The sequence below is a fragment of the Pseudarthrobacter sp. AL07 genome, assembly GCF_029960665.1.
Classification (GTDB): Bacteria; Actinomycetota; Actinomycetes; order Actinomycetales; family Micrococcaceae; genus Arthrobacter.
Genome location: NZ_JASBRB010000005.1, coordinates 64,074 through 82,590, shown reverse-complemented (window position 1 = coordinate 82,590; position 18,517 = coordinate 64,074). Strand labels below are relative to the sequence as shown.

Genomic DNA, 18,517 nt, shown 5'->3' with positions numbered 1-18,517 from the left:
GTGGTGCTCCGCGTCGGTCCGTGGTGGAATGGACAGCGTCCGCGCCGGGTTGTAAACCTTGACGTCGTAGCCGGGGAATCACAACCCCTTTTGGAGGAACCATGAATACCACCGCCAACGCCGTCGCGCAGCTGGAACGCTGGCAGCGTTTCCGCACCAACCGAAACAAAGCCCTCGCCGCCCGCCACGGCTGGCTGACCCTCACCTCCTTCCAGTGGCTGGAATCCCGGCCCGCCGCCGTCGAACTCGCCCCCGGCCTCTGGTCAACGGACGGCACGACGGCGTCACTCACCGCTGCGGCGCAGGACGGCCTGACGCTGGTGGAAACCGGCGAGCCCGTTGACGGGACCATTACTGCCTCCCTGGCCAACGAGGAATCCCTGATGTGGGTGCAGTTCGGCGGCCCTGACGGGCAGCAGGTAGTGGTGGAACTCGCCATGCGCGCAGACCGGTACGCCATCCGGACCCACGATTCCGGGTCGCCGGTGCTGACAGAGTTCGACGGCGTTCCCACCTTCGATTACAACCCGGCCCTGGTGATCCAGGCAGCCTATGAGGCGTATCCCGAGCCTGTGGCGATCCCGATCGGAACCGCCAATCCGCTGGTGGACGGGTTGCATTATTCGGTGGGCGAGGTGGTTTTCCGGCTACCGGGGATTGAGCATGAGTACCGGCTGCACGCCGAAGAGGAACAACTGGGGGCGCTGACCATCACGTTCCATGACGAAACCAACGGCGAATCAACGGATGAATGGCGCAAAGTCTCAACCCCCCGGCCCCGGGTTGACGCGTCAGGGAAGGCCACTGTGGTTCTGGACTTCAACCGCGCCATCAACTACCCCAGCGCCTTCACCCCGTATGGCACCTGCCCCATGCCCGTAAAAGGCAACAGCCTGGATGCGAAGATCGAAGCCGGCGAAAAGCAGCCTCTCCTCGCTGATTGAGCGCGAAAGGACACTTAAGCCCCAGCGGAACGGGGCCTCAAGTGTCCTTTCGCGCTAAATGGTGGGTCAGACGATCGCTGAGACGCCGGTGACCGCCCGGCCCACAATGAGCGTGTTGATTTCGAACGAGCCCTCGTAGGTGTAGATGGCCTCGGCGTCGGCGAAGATTTTGGCCATCCGGTAGTCGGTCACGATCCCGTTGCCGCCAAGGATGGACCGCCCCAGCGCCACGGTCTCCCGCATCCGGGCACTCGTATAGGACTTGGCGAGCGCCACCTGCGGCATGTCCGCCGCGCCGTCGTCCTGCAATTGGGCAACACGCGCCATCATGGCCATACTCGCCACCGCGTTGCCCAGCATGGTCACCAGTTGCTGCTGGATGAGCTGGAATTTCGCCAGCGGCCGGCCGAACTGGTGGCGTTCGACCGCGTACTGCCGGGCGACGTCGAACGCCGCCAGCTGCTGCCCCACGGCCTGCCACGCCACCATGATCCGCGAGCCACGCAGGAGCTCGTTGGTGTCCTCGAAACTGCTGATGCCGGCGAACCGGTCAGACTCGGCGACGTGGACATCCTCAAACACAATGTCCGCGTTCTGCACGGTCCGGAGCGCAATCTTGTTCTCGATCCGGCTCCGGCTCACACCCGGCAATGAAGCATCAACGATGAACCCGCGGACGGCACCCTGCCCGTCGGCGGCCACGGCCTCGTCCCTGGCCCACACCAGTAGGTAGTCGCAGAACGTCCCGTTCCCGATCCAGCGCTTGGCGCCGTTAAGCACCCACGAGTCGCCGCCGTCGTCGGGCTCTCCCGTAGCGCTGGAGATGCGCCGGGCACGGGTCTCCATGCCGCCGGCCACGTCAGAGCCGTGGCCGGGCTCCGTGAGCGCGAACGCGCCGGTGATGCGCAGGCTTGAGGCGTCCGCAAGCAGCGTTGCCTTCTGGCCGGCCGACCCAAAACCGTAGAGCGACTCCACAAACAGATCGTGGTGGACCAGGAAAAAGGTGGCGATCGACGTATCAACGCGCGTCATCTCGGCGATGACCAGTCCCGCGAAGAGATTGCTGTAGCCGCGCTGAGCCGGCGTGCTCAGCTCCAGAGCGGCGAGCTTGGGCAGGATGTGCGCCGGGAACTCCGCCTTGTTCCACCAGTCCGACGCGTACGGGGCGATCTCCGTGGCCAGGAACTCGCGCAGCTCAGCCAGCTTGGCCCGCTCCTTAGCGCTGAGGAAGGACTCGTAAGCGAAAAGATCGGCAGTGGGCAGGCCCTCGATCCCTGGCCCGGAGATGGCGGGTTCCGAAGCGGCGGGTCCCGAAATGGGCGGCCCGGAGGCGGGCGGTTCGGCGGTGCGGGGCCGGCTCATTTCGGGCCCATCCGGATGGCGCCGTCGAGCCGGATGGTTTCGCCGTTGATCATCGCATTTTCCACAATGTGGGCCACCAGGCTGGCGTATTCCGCGGGCTTGCCCAGACGGGACGGGTGCGGGACCTGCTGGCCCAGGGAAGCCTGGGCTTCGTCGGACAGCGTCGCCATCATGGGTGTCTCGAAAATACCCGGGGCGATGGTCACCACGCGCACCAGGGAGCGGGCCAGTTCCCGGGCCAGCGGCAGTGTCATGGCGGCGACGGCGCCCTTGGACGCGGCGTAGGCCGGCTGGCCGATCTGCCCGTCGAAGGCAGCCACGGAGGCGGTGTTGATGATGACGCCGCGCTCAGGGCCGCCCAGCTCAGTATTCACAGGTTCCGTTGAAACCATGGCCGCGGCCGCCAGACGCAGCACATTAAAAGTCCCGATCAGGTTGACCTGGATGACGCGGTTGAACGTGTCCAGCGGGAGGACGCCGTCCCGGCCCAGGACCTTGCCCGGCGTGGCGACGCCGGCGCAGTTCACAACAATGCGGAGCGGCCCGAGCGCCACAGCGGTGTCGACGGCGGCCTGCACCTCAGCTTCGTTGGTGACGTCTGCGGGGACAAAGGCCGCTCGTGGCCCCGAACCGCTGCCGGCGGCGTTAAGCTCGGCGGCGTAGGCCGCACCGGCAGAGGACGGCAGGTCGATCAGCACCACCGAGGCGCCGGCGTCGAACAGGCGTTTCGCTGTGGCAGCCCCCAAGCCGGACGCCCCACCCGTAATCAACGCGACAGTACCCAAGACGTCCATACATCCTCCTTGATGTGGCTCCGACACCGGCGACCGGCGCGAAACAAAAGTTAGTGAATCTTAACTGAAATTCGGGTGGGCCGCACCCGCTAGGCTAAACGGATGACGGATGCCGAACCCACCAACTGGCAGCCCGCCGACTGGCAGGAGCGCGCCAACGTCGCGGCACGCTCCGTCACGGGACTTTTCGGCCGGCGCCTGCTGTTCCTGCCGGGAACCCACCTCGCCGCCGTGCAGTGGCCGTCGAAACACCTCAAGAACCTCCTCCACCCGTGGCACTACTGGTGGCAGGCCCACTACGTGGACTGCCTGGTGGACGCCGGGCGCCGCGAACTGGGCAACGGAGCCACCCCTGCAGCCCGGTTCAACGGCCCGCACCACCCCAGCGCCGGCAAGCTCGCCTCCAGGCTCGTCACCGGGATCCGCCTGCGCAACGCCTTCACTTTCGTCAACAACTATTTCGACGACATGGCCTGGCTGGCTCTGGCGACGCGCCGACTGCAGGGCCTGGCCGAGGAGACACGTAAACCCGGACGCCGCCGCAACGCCAGGGTCCACAAAACCCTGACCCTTCAGTTCGATTCCGCCTCCACGGACGACCTGGGCGGGGGGACCTTCTGGAGCAAAAAGCGCGATTTCAAGAACACCCCTGCCACGGCCCCTGTGGCGCTCTACTACGCCCGGACAGGCCAGCAGGCCAAGGCACAGCGGCTGGTGGACTGGCTCAATGCCGTGCTGTTTGACGAGACTCAGGGCCTCTACGTTGACGGGGCGCGGCTCAATGCGGCCGGCGAAGTGATGGTGGAGAACACCATCTACACCTACAACCAAGGCCCCGTGCTGGGAGCGCTGCTGGAGCTCGGCGGCGACGCCAACCTCGCCCGGGCCGCGGCGGTCATTGACGGCGTAACCCAGCACCTGACGGTGCACACCACAGCGCCGGGCAGTTTCCCCCGCATCCTCCGCTGCGACGGAACGGGCGACGGCGGACTCTTCACCGGGATTCTCTGCCGGTATCTGGCACTCGCCGCCGTCGACGCCCGGCTTCCGGAGTCCGCGCGGAACACGGCCAGGGAGCTGGTGACCGCTACCGCCGAGGCCCTCTGGGCGGGCCGCCGGCCAGCCGAAGCCGGGGCGGCAACAGCCGGCAACGGCAGGTATGTGTTTTCCACCCACGCGGCAAACCCGGCGGACACCACCTACCCGCCAGGTGCCGCCGTCGAACTTTCCACCCAGCTGCAGGCCTGGATGGTACTGGAAGCCGCTGCGGCCATTCAGCCGAAACGTTGACCAATTAGGTCATGCAACAGTTGCGTAATGCATGTGATCCTTATCACTTATGGTCCGCGCCGCTTGGTGTCTTAGGTTTGGCTAACCTACAGTTTCTCGAGTGAGCCAACCCTAACTCCAGACTCGCCAGGACCGACGGTCCACACACTTTTCCCCAGAAAGCAGCCCCCATGAAGATCCGCAACAGCGCCCTGGCCGGCATCGCACTCGCCGCCACCGCAGCCCTCGGACTGACCGCCTGCGGCGGCAGCACCTCCCCGGCAGCCACCGGTTCAGGCTCCGCCGTCTCCGGCGAGATCACGGTCTACAACGCCCAGCACGAGAGCCTGACCAAGGAATGGATCGACGACTTCACCGCGGAGACCGGCGTCAAGGTGACCCTGCGCCAGGGTTCGGACACCGAGCTCTCCAACCAGATCGTCCAGGAAGGCGCAGCGTCCCCGGCTGACATCTTCCTCACCGAAAACTCCCCCGCCATGGCGCAGGTTGAAAACGCCGGCCTCTTTGCTGACGTCGACAAGGCCACCGTGGACCAGGTTCCGGCCGAGTTCCGCCCCAGCACCAACAAGTGGACGGGTATCGCCGCCCGCTCCACCGTCCTGGTGTACGACAAGACCAAGATCAGCGAAGACAAGCTGCCCAAGTCCATGCTGGACCTGGCCAACCCGGAGTGGAAAGGCAAGTGGGCCGCTTCACCGTCCGGCGCCGACTTCCAGGCGATCGTGGCCGCGCTGATGGAACTTAAGGGCGAGGCAGCTACCGAGGAATGGCTCAAGGGCATGAAGGAAAACTTCACAGCCTACAAGGGCAACAGCACCGCCATGAAGGCAGTCAACGCCGGTGAAGTAGACGCCGCGTTGATCTACCACTACTACTACTACGGCGACCAGGCCAAGACCGGCGAGAACTCCAAGAACGTCACCCCGTACTACTTCAAGAACCAGGATCCGGGCGCGTTTCTGTCAGTCTCCGGCGGCGGCGTGCTGACGTCATCCAAGAACGCTGCGGCTGCCCAGGCCTTCCTGAAGTTCATCACCGGCAAGAAGGGCCAGGAGGTCCTCAAGAACGGCACCTCCTTCGAGTACGCCATCGCTTCCGAGGTGCCCGCCAACGACAAGCTGGTTCCGATCAAGGAACTCCAGGCGCCCACCGTGGACCCGGCCAAGCTGAACTCCACGAAGGTCACCGAGCTGATGACCAAGGCAGGACTCCTGTAATTTCAGTGACCACTGATCTATCGGCTCCCCCCTCAGCGGGGAGCACGACGACGGCGGGCCGGGGCACTAGCCCCCGCCCGCCTCTCGGCGTTTCCGCGGTGTCCATCCTGGCAGTGCTGATCGCCCTGTTTTCCCTGGTACCGCTGGGGTACGTCGTGTACATGACGGCGGCCACCGGGTGGGACACCGCCGTCGAACTGATCTTCCGGCCGAAAGTGGGCGAGCTCCTGCTCAACACGGTCCTGCTGATGGTGATCACCATTCCGCTCAGCATCGTCCTCGGCGTTGGCGGTGCGTGGCTGGTGGAGCGGACCAAACTCCGCGGCCACAAAATCTGGGCGGTGCTGCTGGCAGCACCGCTGGCCATCCCGGCGTTTGTAAACAGCTACGCCTGGGTATCGGCGGTCCCGTCCCTGGCCGGACTGGGCTCCGGTGTCCTGATCGCCACGCTCTCCTATTTCCCGCTGGTGTACATCCCGGCGGCCGCTACACTCGGCCGGCTGGACCCGGCCATCGAACAGTCCGCGGCCGCGCTGGGGCTCGGCAACTGGCGGGTCTTTTTCCGGGTGGTCCTGCCGCAACTGCGCATCGCCATGACCGGCGGCGCCCTGCTGGTGGGCCTTCACCTGCTCGCCGAATACGGTGCGTTCGCGATGATCCGTTTCGATACGTTCACCACGGCGATCATGGTCCAGTACCAGTCCACTTTTAACGGGACCGCCGGCAATATGCTCGCCAGCGTCCTGGTGTTTTTCTGCCTGATCCTGCTGGTGGTGGAGGTCCGCGGCCGGGGCACGGCCCGCTATGCCCGCGTAGGATCCGGCGCCCAGGCCAGGGCACTGCGCCTGCCACTGCACGCCTACGAGGTTCCGGCGCAGCTGTCCCTGCTTGCTTTGACGGGACTGGCCTTCGGGCTGCCGGTGTTCTTTGTCCTGCGCTGGATCACCGCGGGCGGTTCCGCGGTCTGGGCTGCCGACGAGTTCGCTCCGGCCCTCCTGACCACACTCGGCTACGGCCTGGCCGGCGCGGTGGTGACCACCGTCGTCGCGTTCCCCATGGCCTTCCTTGCGGTGCGGCACCCCAGCTGGTTCAGCAAGTCGCTGGAGCTCTCAAACTACGTCACCAGTTCCCTGCCCGGGATTGTGGTGGGCCTCGCGTTCGTTACCGTCAGTATCCGTCTGGTCCCCGGCGTCTATCAGACGGCCGGAGTGCTGGTGGCCGCGTACGTCCTGCTGTTCCTGCCCCGGGCGCTGGTCAATCTCCGCGCCGGCCTGTCCCAGGCCCCCAAGGAACTCGACGAAGCCGCCCAGGCCCTGGGCAAACCGCCGCTGCTGGCCTTCATCCGGGTCACGCTGCGGCTGACCGCGCCGGCGGCCGCGGGCGGCGCTGCCCTGGTGTTCCTGGCCATCGCCAACGAGCTGACCGCCACCCTCCTGCTCTCCCCGAACGGGACCCGGACGCTCGCCACCGAGTTCTGGAGCAAGAGCAGCGAAATCGACTACGCGGGCGCCGCCCCGTACGCCCTGCTGATGATTCTGCTCTCGGCTCCAATGACGTACCTTCTCTTCCAGCAGTCCAAGAAAGTAGCCGGACAGTGACCGAACAATCCCCCTCCAGGCTTCCGGTACCGCGGATCGCGCCGTCTGTGGCACCCTCCACCAACAGCCACCTGCAGATCGCCGATGTCACCAAGAACTTTGCCTCCCAGGCCGTCCTCAAGGGCGTCAACCTGTCCGTGGCCAAGGGCGGCACCACCGCCATCGTGGGGCCCTCCGGCTCGGGCAAGACCACTCTGCTGCGGCTGATCGCCGGCTTTGAACACCCCGCCACCGGCAGCATCTCGCTCAACGGCACCAAGGTGGCGGGCGACGGCGTATGGTTGCCTGCGCACAAGCGCCAGGTGGGGTATGTGGCCCAGGACGGGGCGCTCTTCCCGCACCTGACGGTGGGCCAGAACATCGCGTTCGGCCTGGACACCGCCAAGCTGGCGGGTGGCCGCCGCGCGGCGGAAGGCCGGATCAGCGAGCTGTTGGCCATGGTCTCGCTGGACGCCTCCATGGCCAAGCGGAGGCCACATCAGCTGTCCGGCGGGCAACAGCAGCGGGTGGCCCTGGCCCGTGCGCTGGCCCGCGAACCCGAACTGATGCTGCTCGACGAGCCTTTTTCAGCCCTGGATGCCGGCCTGCGCGTGGCCACCCGGCGGGCCGTGGCCAAGGTTCTCAACAAAGCCGGCGTGACAACCATCCTGGTCACGCACGACCAGTCCGAGGCCCTGTCCTTCGCGGACCAGGTGGCGGTGATGCGCGGCGGCAAGCTGGCCCAGATCGGCAACCCGTTTGTGGTCTATACCCGCCCAGCAGACCGCGCCACCGCAGAGTTCCTGGGCGACGCCGTCATCCTGGACGCCTGGATGGAAGGCTCGCTGGCCACGTGCTCACTGGGCGAAATTCCCGTGCGCCGCCCTCCTGCCCAGGGCCGGGTGCAGCTGATGCTGCGTCCGGAGCAGATCCGCATTGCCGAGGATGGCCCCATCCGCGGCGTGGTGGTGGACACCGACTACTTCGGCCCGGAAACCACCGTGCGCCTTAAACTCTCTGTGCCGCCGGAACTGGCCGGCCGCGCCGACCACCGCTACCCCGGCGGCGGCGAAGTCATCACCATCCGGCACTGGAACGCCTCCATCGCCCGGCCCGGTATGGAACTCTGCCTGCGGGTGGTGGGCGAAGCCGTCGCCTTCCCCCTGGACGACTAAACCCAACTAAGTAGCAGCAACTGTCGTTATGAGCCCCCAAAACGACAGTTACTGCTACTCAGTTGGGTGGGGCTTTTTCTTCTGCGGATACGGCGCCTCGCTCCGGGCCAGCATCTCCACAAAACCGGCGATTTTCCGTTCCCGCGTGGACGCCTGCTTAACCGAATTCGTCCGGTAAATCAGGGCATACCGGTTCACGGAGGTGAGGACGTCGAACATGGCCTGGGCCTCGGGAACGGCAGCGATCGCGGCGGCCAGATCCGGCGGGACTTCCGCCGTCGCCTGCCCCACATAGGCTGCCTCCCAGCGCCCGTCCGCCTTGGCGGCGCCGACGGCCGCGCGGCCTGCCACAGTCATCCGGCCGGCAGCCTCGAGCTTCCCGATGCGGTCCACATTCCGCGCCGACCAGACGCTCTTCGGGCCGCGGCGGGTCATCCGTTGGAAGGAACTGCCGTCGTCGCGCCTTTTGCCCTGACCGTCGATCCAGCCAAAGCACAGCGCCTCCTGCAGCGCGGCTTCGTAGTCCAGTTCGGTGGTGTTGCCGCCCTTCTTGTGCAGCACCAGCCACACGCCAGGGCTGTCGTTGTGGTTGGCCTCCAGCCACAGCCGCCACTCCGCCGCGTCCGCTACCAGCAGTTCCTCGAGTTCAATGGCCATGGGCCCTATTCTGCCTGCCTTCCGCAGGAAGTGGCATGATGGCGGTAGTCCACCTGTCCCGGTTTCGAGGAGGAACCATGCTGCGTGTCCGACCCGTCCATTTCACCTCCCGGCCGGACAGTTGGGAGCCAATCCTGACTGCCCTGGGCCTGGCCAAGACCGTTGATGACGGCCCGTGGCGGGAGTTCGACGCCGGTTCCGGCCGGCTGGCCCTGCATCTGACCGACGCGGGTGCCATGGATGACGGCATCACGGCCCTGGGCGTCGAGGTGAGCGATCTGGCCGAATTCGCCCGGCGCACCGCCCTGGCCGCGGAGGAATCCGGAAATACCGTCGCCGAACTCATTGCCGCTGATCACGGCGAGTCCTGCCGCATCACCGGCCGGGACGGCTTCAGCTTCCTGGCTGACAAAGGTGCGCGGGAGCCCAACGCGGCGGACGCTGATCCGGCGCTCACCGTCGTCGGCGTCTGGTTTACGGCGGATCCCGGCGCGGCCGCGGTGACGCTTCAGGACATCGGCGCCAGGTTCCGCCCCGTCCCGGACGCAGACGAAACCGCCGACTTCACCGCCAAGAACGGCGGGGTGCTGATGGTACGCCCGGCATCCGGCCCGCCGCGGTCCGGCCTGGGATTTGAGTACGACGGCGATCTGGGCGCCTTGCGGGAGCGGCTCGCAGCCGCCGGGCTGGACGTCAGCGAAACCGAGGAGGCGTTCGGCCGGACCCTGCACGTGGCCAACCCCGATTCCGCAGGCACCACCGGGACTGCGGCAGCCGCTGCCGCCCCGCACGTCCCGCCCACCGTCTGGATCTCGCAGCGCCTCGCCTCACAGTGAACCGGGCCGAGGGGTGAGATTCCCGCGCTTTGGGCGACGCTTTACGCTGAGAGCTCACCCCTCAGCGGTCCACGGCCGTCCGATGGGGTAGAACTTAACCATGAACGTTCGCACTCCTGACCCGAATCCCGGCTGGCTCTCCGAAGAAGACCTTTTTGAGGCCCGCGGGAGGCTCCCCATGATCTATGTGGAGGCCGTGCCGGTCAGGCTGGATCCGCTGGGTTTTGTGAACGAGGTTGGCACGCTGCTCCAGGCCGATGAGGACGGGAACATGATCCGGTCGCTGGTATCGGGCCGCGTGATCTACCGCGAGACCATCCGCGCCGCACTCCTGCGCCATATGGAAAAGGACCTGGGGCCGCTGGCTTTTCCGCAGCTCCCCATCAGCCCGGTGCCCTTCACGGTGGCCGAATACTTCCCGGCCCCGTCCCAGACCGGCTTCACTGACGAACGCCAGCACGCGGTGTCCCTGGCCTATGTCATCCCCGTGACGGGCGAATGCGAGCCCCGCCAGGATGCCCTGGAACTGACGTGGATGACTCCGGCGGAAGTGCTCAGCGCCGACGTCCAGCTCGAATTCAGCGGCGGCCGCGGCGCCCTGGTCTGCCAGGCGCTGGCCTTTGCCGGAGTGGGTCACTGACGCCCGCGGGATCCCGGCGTCCCCGACTTCCGGCGCCCCGCTTTGTAGACTGTAGGGCGGACCGCAAGAGAACTTAAGGACTCCCATGACCGAAAACCCAGCCTCCCGGCACTACAGCGAACAGCAGGCTGGATCTCTGACCACCGGCGATCAGCTTCTTCTCCCTGACGGTGAACGCACCGCCGAAATTCAGCATGTGGAGTTTGAACCGGATGATTTCGGGACCCCTGCGGTGGTCCTGGCGAACCTCACGGGCGGCGGCACCCTCCGCATCGCGGCCGGCTCCACCGTCAAGATCCTGGACCCAACAGTCCCGGTCATCACGGTTCCGGACGCCACGCTTCAGGACGCCACGCCCGACGCCGTCACGCAGCTTCCGGTCGCGGCGCAACCCCCTGCCGAACAGCCCCAGCACACCGGCGACGGGGAGGAAGCCCCGGCGGCTCCCGCCGTCGTCGTACCTCCCCTGCCGGCCATCCCGCCCGCAGTGAGCGGCCCGTCCGCGGAAGAACTGGCGCGGATTCCGGGGCCGCAGGGCACCCCCGAAGCCGTGGTGGAAGCTGCCGCGGAAGCCCACCCGGACGCCGTTGGGGTGCTGCTGCTGGCGGACAAGCTGGCCAAGGGCATCAACTTCAAGTCCGGCAGCTGCCTCAAGGACCTCAGCGACCTTGCCCACGAACTGTTCATCACGCTCAAGGATCCGGACGGGGCGCTCACGGTGGCGGACCTGCTCAACGTCCTGCCGTTCGACGGCAACCCGGGCCGGTGGGCGTCCGTGGAGGCGTCGCTGGCGTTGTCAAGCTTCATCTGCCGCCAGGACCGGCAGGAGGAGCGGGCCGAAGTCTATGAAAAGCTGCTGCGCATGCCCGAAAACCAGGAAACGGACCCGTTCAAGGCACGGATGAACGCCAAGGTGCGCCAGCGTTCGCTGAACGAACCCAACCTGTACGACAAAGAGATCTTCCGCTCGATCGACAACTCCAACCATGAGGCCGAGCGGGAGTGGCGGCTGCTGCGCCTCGAATCCCTGCTGTTCCTGCGGGCACACGGCGGGTCTGAGACGATCGGTGCGGGCGAACTCCAGCGCCGGATCAGCAACGAACTCGAGGCCGTCCGGGCCTGAGCTGTCCGGGCGCAGGAATTACCCCCTACCCGGGGCTGCGCCCGCGTTGTAGATTCGGGCTATGACGAACAATCTGAGCGTGGTGATAAATGCTGACGCGCCGCAGGTCTGGACCATGCTGCGTGAACCGGCCAAGGTTGCCCAGTGGCACGGCTGGGAGGCCGATGAACTGGCTGATGAGATTGACGGGATCTACTTCAGCAACAAGGTCGCTGAGGCCCCGGACCACACCAGCCTGACCACCAACGGCGGCGACGTCTTCGACCTGAAACCCGTGTCCGCCGGGACTCTCGTCAGCGTCACCCGGTCAGCCCTGGACCATAACTCGGAATGGGCCGCCTGGGACGAGGACATCACCCAGGGCTGGCTGACATTCCTCCAGCAACTCCGCTTCGCGCTGGAACACCACCCGCACGGCAAGCGGCACACGTTGTTCTTCGAATTTCCCGGTGAGCCGGGTTCCGAAATCGAAAAGCTGGGATTGTCGGATGTGCCCGCGCCGGGTGAGCCCTACGAGCTGACGCTGGCCACCGGGGAGGAAATCTCCGGCAAGGTCTGGTTCCGCAGCAACCACCAGGTGGGGCTCACGGTCCACAGCTACGCGGAGCACGGGGACGGCCTGCTGATCGTGGCGGACCAGCCCGTTATTGAAGGGCTGCGGCCCCACGGCGGCGCCATGGTGATCGCCTCGACGTACGATCTGGGGGCCCACAACCTCGAGTCCATCCATTCGCGCTGGGACGGCTGGCGGGCTGAGAACTACCCCACATCCGAGGCGGCCCACTGAGGGATCGGCAGCGTTTGCTGGCACACTGGAACCGTGCCAGCCAACCCCGCCTTCGCTACATCCGTCTCAGCTGCGGCCGTCTCCGTTTCGGCCGTCTCAGTGGATCCCGTCGCAGCGACGGCCAGCTCCGCCGCTGCAGCTGACCAGTCGCAGTTCTCCTTCACCGTTGGCACCCGCCTTGCTGACAGCCGTGCGGCATCGGCCGCCCAGGTAGCTGCCAACGGCGGCGAATTCCTGGGCCGCACGGGGACCATCACCACGCCCCACGGCGAGATACGCACGCCGGCCTTCATCGCCGTCGGGACCAAAGCCACGGTGAAGTCCGTACTGCCGGAATCCATCGCCGAACTCGGCGCGCAGGCCGTGCTGGCCAACGCTTACCACCTGTACCTGCAGCCGGGCGCGGACATCCTGGACGAGGCAGGCGGGCTGGGCTCGTTTATGAACTGGTCCGGGCCCACCTTCACGGACTCCGGCGGGTTCCAGGTGATGAGCCTGGGGTCCGGGTTCAAGAAGGTTATCGACATGAAATCGGTGGACACGTCCGGACCGGACGACGCCGTGGCTCCGGGCAAGGAACGCCTGGCCCACATCGACGACGACGGCGTCTGGTTCAAATCGCATCTCAACGGCGACCGCCACCGCTTCTCCCCTGAAATTTCGATGCAGGTCCAGCACCAGATCGGCGCGGACATCATGTTCGCGTTCGATGAGCTGACCACGCTGCAGAACTCCCGCGGCTACCAGGAGGAATCCCTGGAGCGCACGCGGCTGTGGGCTCTGCGCTGCCTGGAGGAGCATTTCCGACTGACCTCCGAACGGGTGGGGAAGCCGTACCAGGCGCTCTTCGGCGTGATCCAGGGTGCCCAGTACGAGGATCTGCGCCGCAAGGCCTGCCGGGACCTTGGCGCCATGGACTTCGACGGCTACGGCATCGGCGGGGCGCTGGAGAAAGAAAACCTGGGCACGATTGTGCGCTGGTGCAACGAGGAGCTCCCGGAGGACAAGCCCCGGCACCTGCTGGGCATTTCTGAGCCGGACGACATCTTCACCGCAATCGAAAACGGCGCGGACACCTTCGACTGTGTCTCCCCCACCCGCGTGGCCCGCAACTCCGCCTTCTACACGCCCGCAGGCCGCTTCAACCTGTCCGGAGCCAAGTACAAGCGCGACTTCGGGCCGCTCCAGGAGGGCTGTGACTGCTACGCCTGCGCCAACTACTCGCGCGCGTACATCCACCACCTGTTCAAGGCCAAGGAAATGCTCTCGGCGACGCTGATCTCCATCCACAATGAGCGCTTTGTGGTGAAGATGGTGGACGACGCCCGGCTGGCCATCGAATCCGGGACCTTCTTCGAGTTCAAGGCCGAGACCCTGGCGCAGTACTACTGCTAAGCGCTGGCCCGGCCCGCTGGCCGCCGGGGCGGCGTCCCGCCATCGTCCTGACGATATCCTGACCAGATGCTCATCGAGATCCCAGCCGCAGAAGGCACTGCCGAGGCCCTGGTGGCCCGCCCATCCACCGGTGAAGGCCCGTTCCCGGGCGTCATCCTGTACATGGACGCCTTTGGCCTGCGTCCTCGCATCGAGGAGATGGCGCAGCGCATCGCTGACTGGGGCTACGTGGTCCTGGCACCAAACGTCTTCTACCGTGACGGACCTGTGGCTGCACTCGCGCCGGAAACAGACATGACCACTCCGGGGGGCCGCGCAGCTGCCGGCAAGGCTGCGTTCCCGCGGGTGGGGCACCTCACCACGGATAAGGCGCTGCCGGATATTGAAGCGTGGGTTGCGGCACTGGGAACGCTCGACGGCGTGGCGCCGGGTCCACTCGGCACGTTCGGCTACTGCATGGGCGCCCGGCTCGCGGTGCGCACGGCCATTGCCCATCCGGAGGCTGTAGCCGCATGCGGCGGCTTCCACGGCGGCGGGCTGGCAACCGACGCCCCGGACAGCCCCCACCTGGGGCTCGCCAGGGCCCGGGCGCAATTTGTCTTCGGCCACGCCGACCATGACCAGAGCATGGACCGGGACGCCGTGGCACGGCTGGGTGAGGCACTCGAAGCTGCCGGGCTTGAGGCTTCCAACGAGATCTACGTCGGCGCCCAGCATGGCTATTCAATGGCGGACACCTCGATGTTCCATCCGGAGGCCACCGAGCGCCACTACGCCGAGCTCCGCGCCCTCCTTGACGGGACGCTCAAGGGCTGAGGCTAGGCGGGGGCTGACCCCGCGCCGTAGCTTGGTTCGCGCTTCTTGATCCACCGGATCACCAGGGACGTCACCGGGACGAACAGGAACTCGACGAGGGTCTTGTAGACAAAGCCCACCACCACGTAGTTCACGAACGTGCCGAAGTCGGTGATGCCGATGACGGAGGCGGCGATGCTGCAGAAAATCAGGGTGTCCACGAATTCACCAGCACCGGTGGAGCCCATCAGCCGCGCCCAGAGGGATTTCTCCCCGGAGCGGGCCTTCATCTTCACCAGGATCCACGAGTTGATGGTCTGGCCGGCCAGGAATGCCAACAGCGAGGCGAGCACAATCTGCGGCACCGGGCCCAAAGCCCCCTCAAGGGCCACCTGCTTGGACGTGCCGAAGTCGTCATCAAAGCCGGGCAGGGCGATGATCACCCAGTAGCAAATTGAGGCGAACACCGACAGCGCGAACGTGGTGAAGATGGCTTTGCGAGCCACCTTGAAGCCGTAGACCTCGCTGATGACGTCGCCCAGGATGTAGGCAAGCGGGAAGAGGAAGAAGCCGCCGTCGGTGATGATCGGGCCGATCGCCACGCCCTTGGCTGCGCCGATGTTCGACAGGATCAGCACCACGGCCATAAAGGCCAGCATGATGCCGAAGTACGGCGAACCGATCGATGCAAATTTGGGTGCCGTCGGGGCGGAGCCGGCGATGGGCAGGGCGTCAGGGCCCGAGGGGGAAGACATGGGGAGATTCCATTCGTAGTGGTTCGCTCGGCGTACCGTTCCCGCAACGAAATTTGCGCCGGACGCCGGCTGTATTAGCACTGTCACGACATTCTCCCACTGAACGTGCGCAGCTCTCCCAATGGCGTTCGCAGCCGTGTTTTGAACATGTTCAGTTCCATGGCATACTCAGTTTTGAACATGTTCAAAAGAGGGGAAACCATGACCGCCAAGAGCGAGCAGACCAGGCAACTCCTAGCGGACGTCGCGCTGCGCATGTTCCGCGAGATCGGGTTCGAGAAGACCACCATGCGGGCCATCGCGGCCGAAGCCGGGGTCTCCGTGGGCAACGCCTACTACTATTTCGCCTCCAAGGATGACCTGGTGCAGGAGCTGTACGTCCAGGTCCAGGCAGAGCATGCAGCCAAGGCTGACGAGGCACTCGAAGGCCTCAAGGACCTGGGCAGCCGCCTCAAAGCCACGCTGCACGCAGGCCTGGACGTCATGGCGCCGTACCACCGCTTCGGCGCCGACTTCGTGGCCACGGCCGTCCGGCCGACGTCGCCCGTCAACCCTTTCGCGGGCGAGTCGACGGCGGCCCGCGAGGCATCCCTCGGCATCTTCAGGGCAGCGGTTGAAGGCGCAAGCCCGGCCGCTCCAAAAAAGCTCCGCGCCGACCTGCCCGAGCTGCTCTGGCTCGGCTACATGGGGATCGCCCTGTTCTGGGTGTACGACACCTCCGAAGACCAGCGCCGGACCCGGAAGCTGGTGGACGGCGTAGTCCCGTTGATCGCCCGGGGACTTTCGCTGGCAAGGATTCCCGGCGTCAACAAGGTGCTGGACGATGTCCTCAGCCTGAGCCGCAGCATCCGCGACTGAACACGCCACCGAACACAAAGCTGGGGGAAGAAATGAACAGGACAAACACCGTGGTGCTCGCCGGAGCCTCGGGCTTCATCGGCACCTATCTCCGGGACCGCTTCGAACAGGACGGCTGGACGGTGCGCACCATCGGCCGCCGGGCCACCGAGGGTACGGCCGAAGCGGCCAACTGGAACGACGACGGCGCCATCGCCCGGGTGCTGGACGGCGCCGACCTGCTGGTGAACCTTGCCGGACGGTCGGTCAACTGCCGCTATGGCGCCAGGAACAAGGCGGCCATCCTCGATTCCCGCGTCTCCACCACCACGGCACTCGGCCGCGCACTCGCAGTCTGCAAGGCGCCGCCGTCGGCCTGGCTCAACGCCAGCACCGGCACCATCTACCGGCACGCGGATGACCGGCCGCAGACAGAGTCTGACGGCGAACCCGGGACAGGCTTTTCGGTGGACGTGGCCCGGGCATGGGAAGCCGCCCTGGACGCCGCCGCCACGCCCGGGACGCGGAAAATTGCACTACGGATCGCCATAGTCCTGGGCCCGGGCGGTGGCGCCCTCCGGCCTTTCGCTGCCTTGGCCCGGCTTGGACTGGGCGGACATATGGGCGCCGGCAGCCAGAAGTTCAGCTGGATCCACGTCGAGGACCTTTACCGCACCGTCCGCTTCCTTCACGCGCGAACGGACATTTCGGGCCCCGTGAACGTGGCTTCCCCGGATGTGGTGGATAACCGTGAGCTGATGCGGCTGGTCCGCCGGGCCTACGGCGACAGGCTGGGTATCCCCGCTCCGGCGTGGCTGCTGCGGCTGGGGGCCGTGCTAATCCGAACAGAGACCGAGCTCGTGCTGAAAAGCCGGTGGGTACAGCCGCAGAAACTGCTGGACGCGGGGTTCATCTTCCGGGAGCCTGAGCTGGGCCGCGCGCTTCTCACCATCGCCAAAGGGACGGCATGAGCCGGCCGTACCGGGTGACGTTCGGCTCAGGAGCGTTCCTGCTGGGCGCCACCATCACCGTGCTCCTGTTCGGCTTTCCGCACGGCGCGACAGGCTACGTTTTCGGTGTCCCGGCCGCTCTGCTTCTTGGTATGCCCCTTGCCCTGGCGACCGGAATGCTGATGCGGCCCGTCCGAGACCAGTGGCTTCATATTGTGGCCACCGGCGGGGTGGGACTGGTCACGGGCTTTCTCACCCTCCTTTTCCTTACGGGAACCCACTGGCACAGCATGTGGGGACTCGTTTTATGGACCGGATTCTGCGCGGCCGTGGGCCGGCTGGCTGTTGTTGGCCTCGTGGCCATACACGACGGTGCTGAAGATGCCGAACTTGTTGGCCCGACACCGGATGGCAGGATAGTGCCATGACTTTTGCTTCAGCTGCCGTCCAGTCCCCCGTGTCCGCTCCCGCCGTCGTCCTGACCATCGCGGGGTCCGAAGCAACGGGTGGCGCCGGAGCCCAGGCCGACCTGAAAACTTTCCAGGAACTGGGCGTATTTGGCATCGCCAACCTGACCTGCATCGTGTCCTTCGATCCTAGCGACAACTGGAACCACCGCTTTGTGCCGGTGGACCAGCAGGTCATTGCGGACCAATTGGAAACCACGACGGCGGCCTACGGTCCGGCGTCGGGCGCCACCGCTGGCGGTGCGCCGGGCGAGTCGCTGGCGCCGGGCCGGCCTGTCCTGGACACCGTAAAGATCGGCATGCTGGGCAGCCCGGCCACCATCAGCACGGTCGCGGCAGCACTGGAAGCCGGCCGGTTCCGGAACGTCGTGCTGGATCCGGTGCTGATCTGCAAGGGCCAGGAGCCGGGCCACGCACTGGACACGGACCAGGCCCTGAAGGCGCAGATCCTGCCGCTGGCCACGTTCGTCACGCCCAACCACTTCGAAGCCGAATCGCTGTCCGGCCTGGCGATCACCGACATCGAATCCCTGAAAGCCGCAGCAGTCCGCATCCACGAGCTCAGCGGCGCTGCAGTTCTCGCCAAGGGCGGGGTGCGGCTAAAAGGCCCGGACGCCGTCGACGTTTACTACGACGGCGAGATCCTGGAGGTCCTCAGCGCTCCGAAGGTGGGCGAGGTGGCCGTGTCCGGTGCCGGCTGCTCCCTGGCCGCGGCGGTGACGGCCGAACTGGCCAAGGGCGCTACGCCGCTGGAGGCTGCCCGGACCGCCAAGGACTTTGTCACCGCGGGAATCCGCAACCGCGTGGCCTCCGGCGCGCCGTTCGACGCCCTTTGGCAGGGCGGCCCGCGCTAGTCAACGGCTGCGCAGCTGCAACGCTCTCTCACCTAATGCAAGAAAAACCCGGACGCTCTCGC

At 66.2% G+C, this 18,517-nt stretch carries 19 protein-coding genes; 15 read left to right on the top strand and 4 right to left on the bottom strand.

Annotation, left to right across the window (positions count from 1 at the left end):
* Window positions 1–101 precede the first annotated feature (101 nt).
* Entirely contained in the window at window positions 102–944 is an 843-nt protein-coding gene (locus QK290_RS06890; RefSeq protein WP_282329946.1) for a DUF1684 domain-containing protein, read from the top strand.
* Window positions 945–1,010: 66 nt separating this feature from the next.
* On the opposite strand, the gene QK290_RS06885 is transcribed toward QK290_RS06890, so the two are convergent.
* Window positions 1,011–2,231 carry an acyl-CoA dehydrogenase family protein gene (locus QK290_RS06885; RefSeq protein WP_282330048.1) on the bottom strand — a complete coding sequence of 407 codons (1,221 nt, stop codon included), beginning with the start codon at window positions 2,229–2,231 and terminating at the stop codon, window positions 1,011–1,013.
* Between the two features lie 71 nt (window positions 2,232–2,302).
* Window positions 2,303–3,100 (bottom strand): SDR family NAD(P)-dependent oxidoreductase, encoded by a 798-nt coding sequence (locus tag QK290_RS06880; protein ID WP_282329945.1) that lies wholly within the window; start codon window positions 3,098–3,100, stop codon window positions 2,303–2,305.
* Between the two features lie 102 nt (window positions 3,101–3,202).
* Here QK290_RS06880 and QK290_RS06875 point away from each other — a divergent pair, with 102 nt between their 5' ends.
* From QK290_RS06875 to QK290_RS06860, 4 genes are all read left to right on the top strand, one after another.
* The gene (locus QK290_RS06875; RefSeq protein ID WP_282329944.1) at window positions 3,203–4,390 is read left to right on the top strand and encodes a glycoside hydrolase family 76 protein; all 1,188 of its coding nucleotides are present in this window, start codon (window positions 3,203–3,205) and stop codon (window positions 4,388–4,390) included.
* A 170-nt stretch (window positions 4,391–4,560) separates the two neighbouring features.
* Complete coding sequence (locus QK290_RS06870) at window positions 4,561–5,607, top strand: iron ABC transporter substrate-binding protein (RefSeq protein WP_282329943.1); 1,047 nt, start codon at window positions 4,561–4,563, stop codon at window positions 5,605–5,607.
* 5 nt (window positions 5,608–5,612) lie between these two features.
* The gene (locus QK290_RS06865) at window positions 5,613–7,205 is read left to right on the top strand and encodes an iron ABC transporter permease (protein WP_282329942.1); all 1,593 of its coding nucleotides are present in this window, start codon (window positions 5,613–5,615) and stop codon (window positions 7,203–7,205) included.
* Entirely contained in the window at window positions 7,202–8,359 is a 1,158-nt protein-coding gene (locus tag QK290_RS06860) for an ABC transporter ATP-binding protein (RefSeq protein ID WP_282329941.1), read from the top strand. The genes QK290_RS06865 and QK290_RS06860 overlap by 4 nt, the downstream gene beginning before the upstream one ends.
* A gap of 54 nt (window positions 8,360–8,413) precedes the next feature.
* Here QK290_RS06860 and QK290_RS06855 read toward each other — a convergent pair whose 3' ends face one another.
* Window positions 8,414–9,016 (bottom strand): YdeI/OmpD-associated family protein, encoded by a 603-nt coding sequence (locus QK290_RS06855; RefSeq protein ID WP_282329940.1) that lies wholly within the window; start codon window positions 9,014–9,016, stop codon window positions 8,414–8,416.
* Between the two features lie 77 nt (window positions 9,017–9,093).
* Here QK290_RS06855 and QK290_RS06850 point away from each other — a divergent pair, with 77 nt between their 5' ends.
* The 6 genes from QK290_RS06850 (at window position 9,094) to QK290_RS06825 (ending at window position 14,613) form a co-directional block, all read left to right on the top strand.
* Window positions 9,094–9,852, top strand: a complete 759-nt coding sequence (locus tag QK290_RS06850) for a VOC family protein (protein ID WP_282329939.1) — start codon at window positions 9,094–9,096, stop codon at window positions 9,850–9,852.
* A 100-nt stretch (window positions 9,853–9,952) separates the two neighbouring features.
* Window positions 9,953–10,492 carry an NUDIX hydrolase family protein gene (locus QK290_RS06845; RefSeq protein WP_282329938.1) on the top strand — a complete coding sequence of 180 codons (540 nt, stop codon included), beginning with the start codon at window positions 9,953–9,955 and terminating at the stop codon, window positions 10,490–10,492.
* Window positions 10,493–10,577: 85 nt separating this feature from the next.
* Window positions 10,578–11,615 carry a DUF6707 family protein gene (locus QK290_RS06840; protein ID WP_282329937.1) on the top strand — a complete coding sequence of 346 codons (1,038 nt, stop codon included), beginning with the start codon at window positions 10,578–10,580 and terminating at the stop codon, window positions 11,613–11,615.
* A gap of 61 nt (window positions 11,616–11,676) precedes the next feature.
* Window positions 11,677–12,402, top strand: coding sequence for an SRPBCC domain-containing protein (locus tag QK290_RS06835; RefSeq protein ID WP_282329936.1), 726 nt, complete (start codon window positions 11,677–11,679; stop codon window positions 12,400–12,402).
* Window positions 12,403–12,501: 99 nt separating this feature from the next.
* On the top strand, window positions 12,502–13,797 hold the full coding sequence (gene tgt / locus QK290_RS06830; RefSeq protein ID WP_282330047.1) for a tRNA guanosine(34) transglycosylase Tgt: 1,296 nt from the start codon (window positions 12,502–12,504) through the stop codon (window positions 13,795–13,797).
* 66 nt (window positions 13,798–13,863) lie between these two features.
* The gene (locus QK290_RS06825) at window positions 13,864–14,613 is read left to right on the top strand and encodes a dienelactone hydrolase family protein (RefSeq protein ID WP_282329935.1); all 750 of its coding nucleotides are present in this window, start codon (window positions 13,864–13,866) and stop codon (window positions 14,611–14,613) included.
* Window positions 14,614–14,615: 2 nt separating this feature from the next.
* Here QK290_RS06825 and QK290_RS06820 read toward each other — a convergent pair whose 3' ends face one another.
* Window positions 14,616–15,347 carry a queuosine precursor transporter gene (locus QK290_RS06820; RefSeq protein WP_282329934.1) on the bottom strand — a complete coding sequence of 244 codons (732 nt, stop codon included), beginning with the start codon at window positions 15,345–15,347 and terminating at the stop codon, window positions 14,616–14,618.
* A 201-nt stretch (window positions 15,348–15,548) separates the two neighbouring features.
* Between QK290_RS06820 and QK290_RS06815 the strand changes: the two genes are divergently transcribed.
* The 4 genes from QK290_RS06815 to QK290_RS06800 are packed head-to-tail and all read left to right on the top strand — an operon-like array spanning window position 15,549 to window position 18,455.
* Window positions 15,549–16,205 carry a TetR family transcriptional regulator gene (locus tag QK290_RS06815; RefSeq protein ID WP_282329932.1) on the top strand — a complete coding sequence of 219 codons (657 nt, stop codon included), beginning with the start codon at window positions 15,549–15,551 and terminating at the stop codon, window positions 16,203–16,205.
* A 32-nt stretch (window positions 16,206–16,237) separates the two neighbouring features.
* Complete coding sequence (locus QK290_RS06810) at window positions 16,238–17,155, top strand: TIGR01777 family oxidoreductase (protein ID WP_282329931.1); 918 nt, start codon at window positions 16,238–16,240, stop codon at window positions 17,153–17,155.
* The gene (locus QK290_RS06805; protein ID WP_282329930.1) at window positions 17,152–17,562 is read left to right on the top strand and encodes a hypothetical protein; all 411 of its coding nucleotides are present in this window, start codon (window positions 17,152–17,154) and stop codon (window positions 17,560–17,562) included. Before QK290_RS06810 ends, QK290_RS06805 begins: the two co-directional genes overlap by 4 nt.
* Window positions 17,559–18,455 (top strand): hydroxymethylpyrimidine/phosphomethylpyrimidine kinase, encoded by an 897-nt coding sequence (locus QK290_RS06800; protein WP_282329929.1) that lies wholly within the window; start codon window positions 17,559–17,561, stop codon window positions 18,453–18,455. Before QK290_RS06805 ends, QK290_RS06800 begins: the two co-directional genes overlap by 4 nt.
* The last annotated feature ends 62 nt before the right edge of the window (window positions 18,456–18,517 follow it).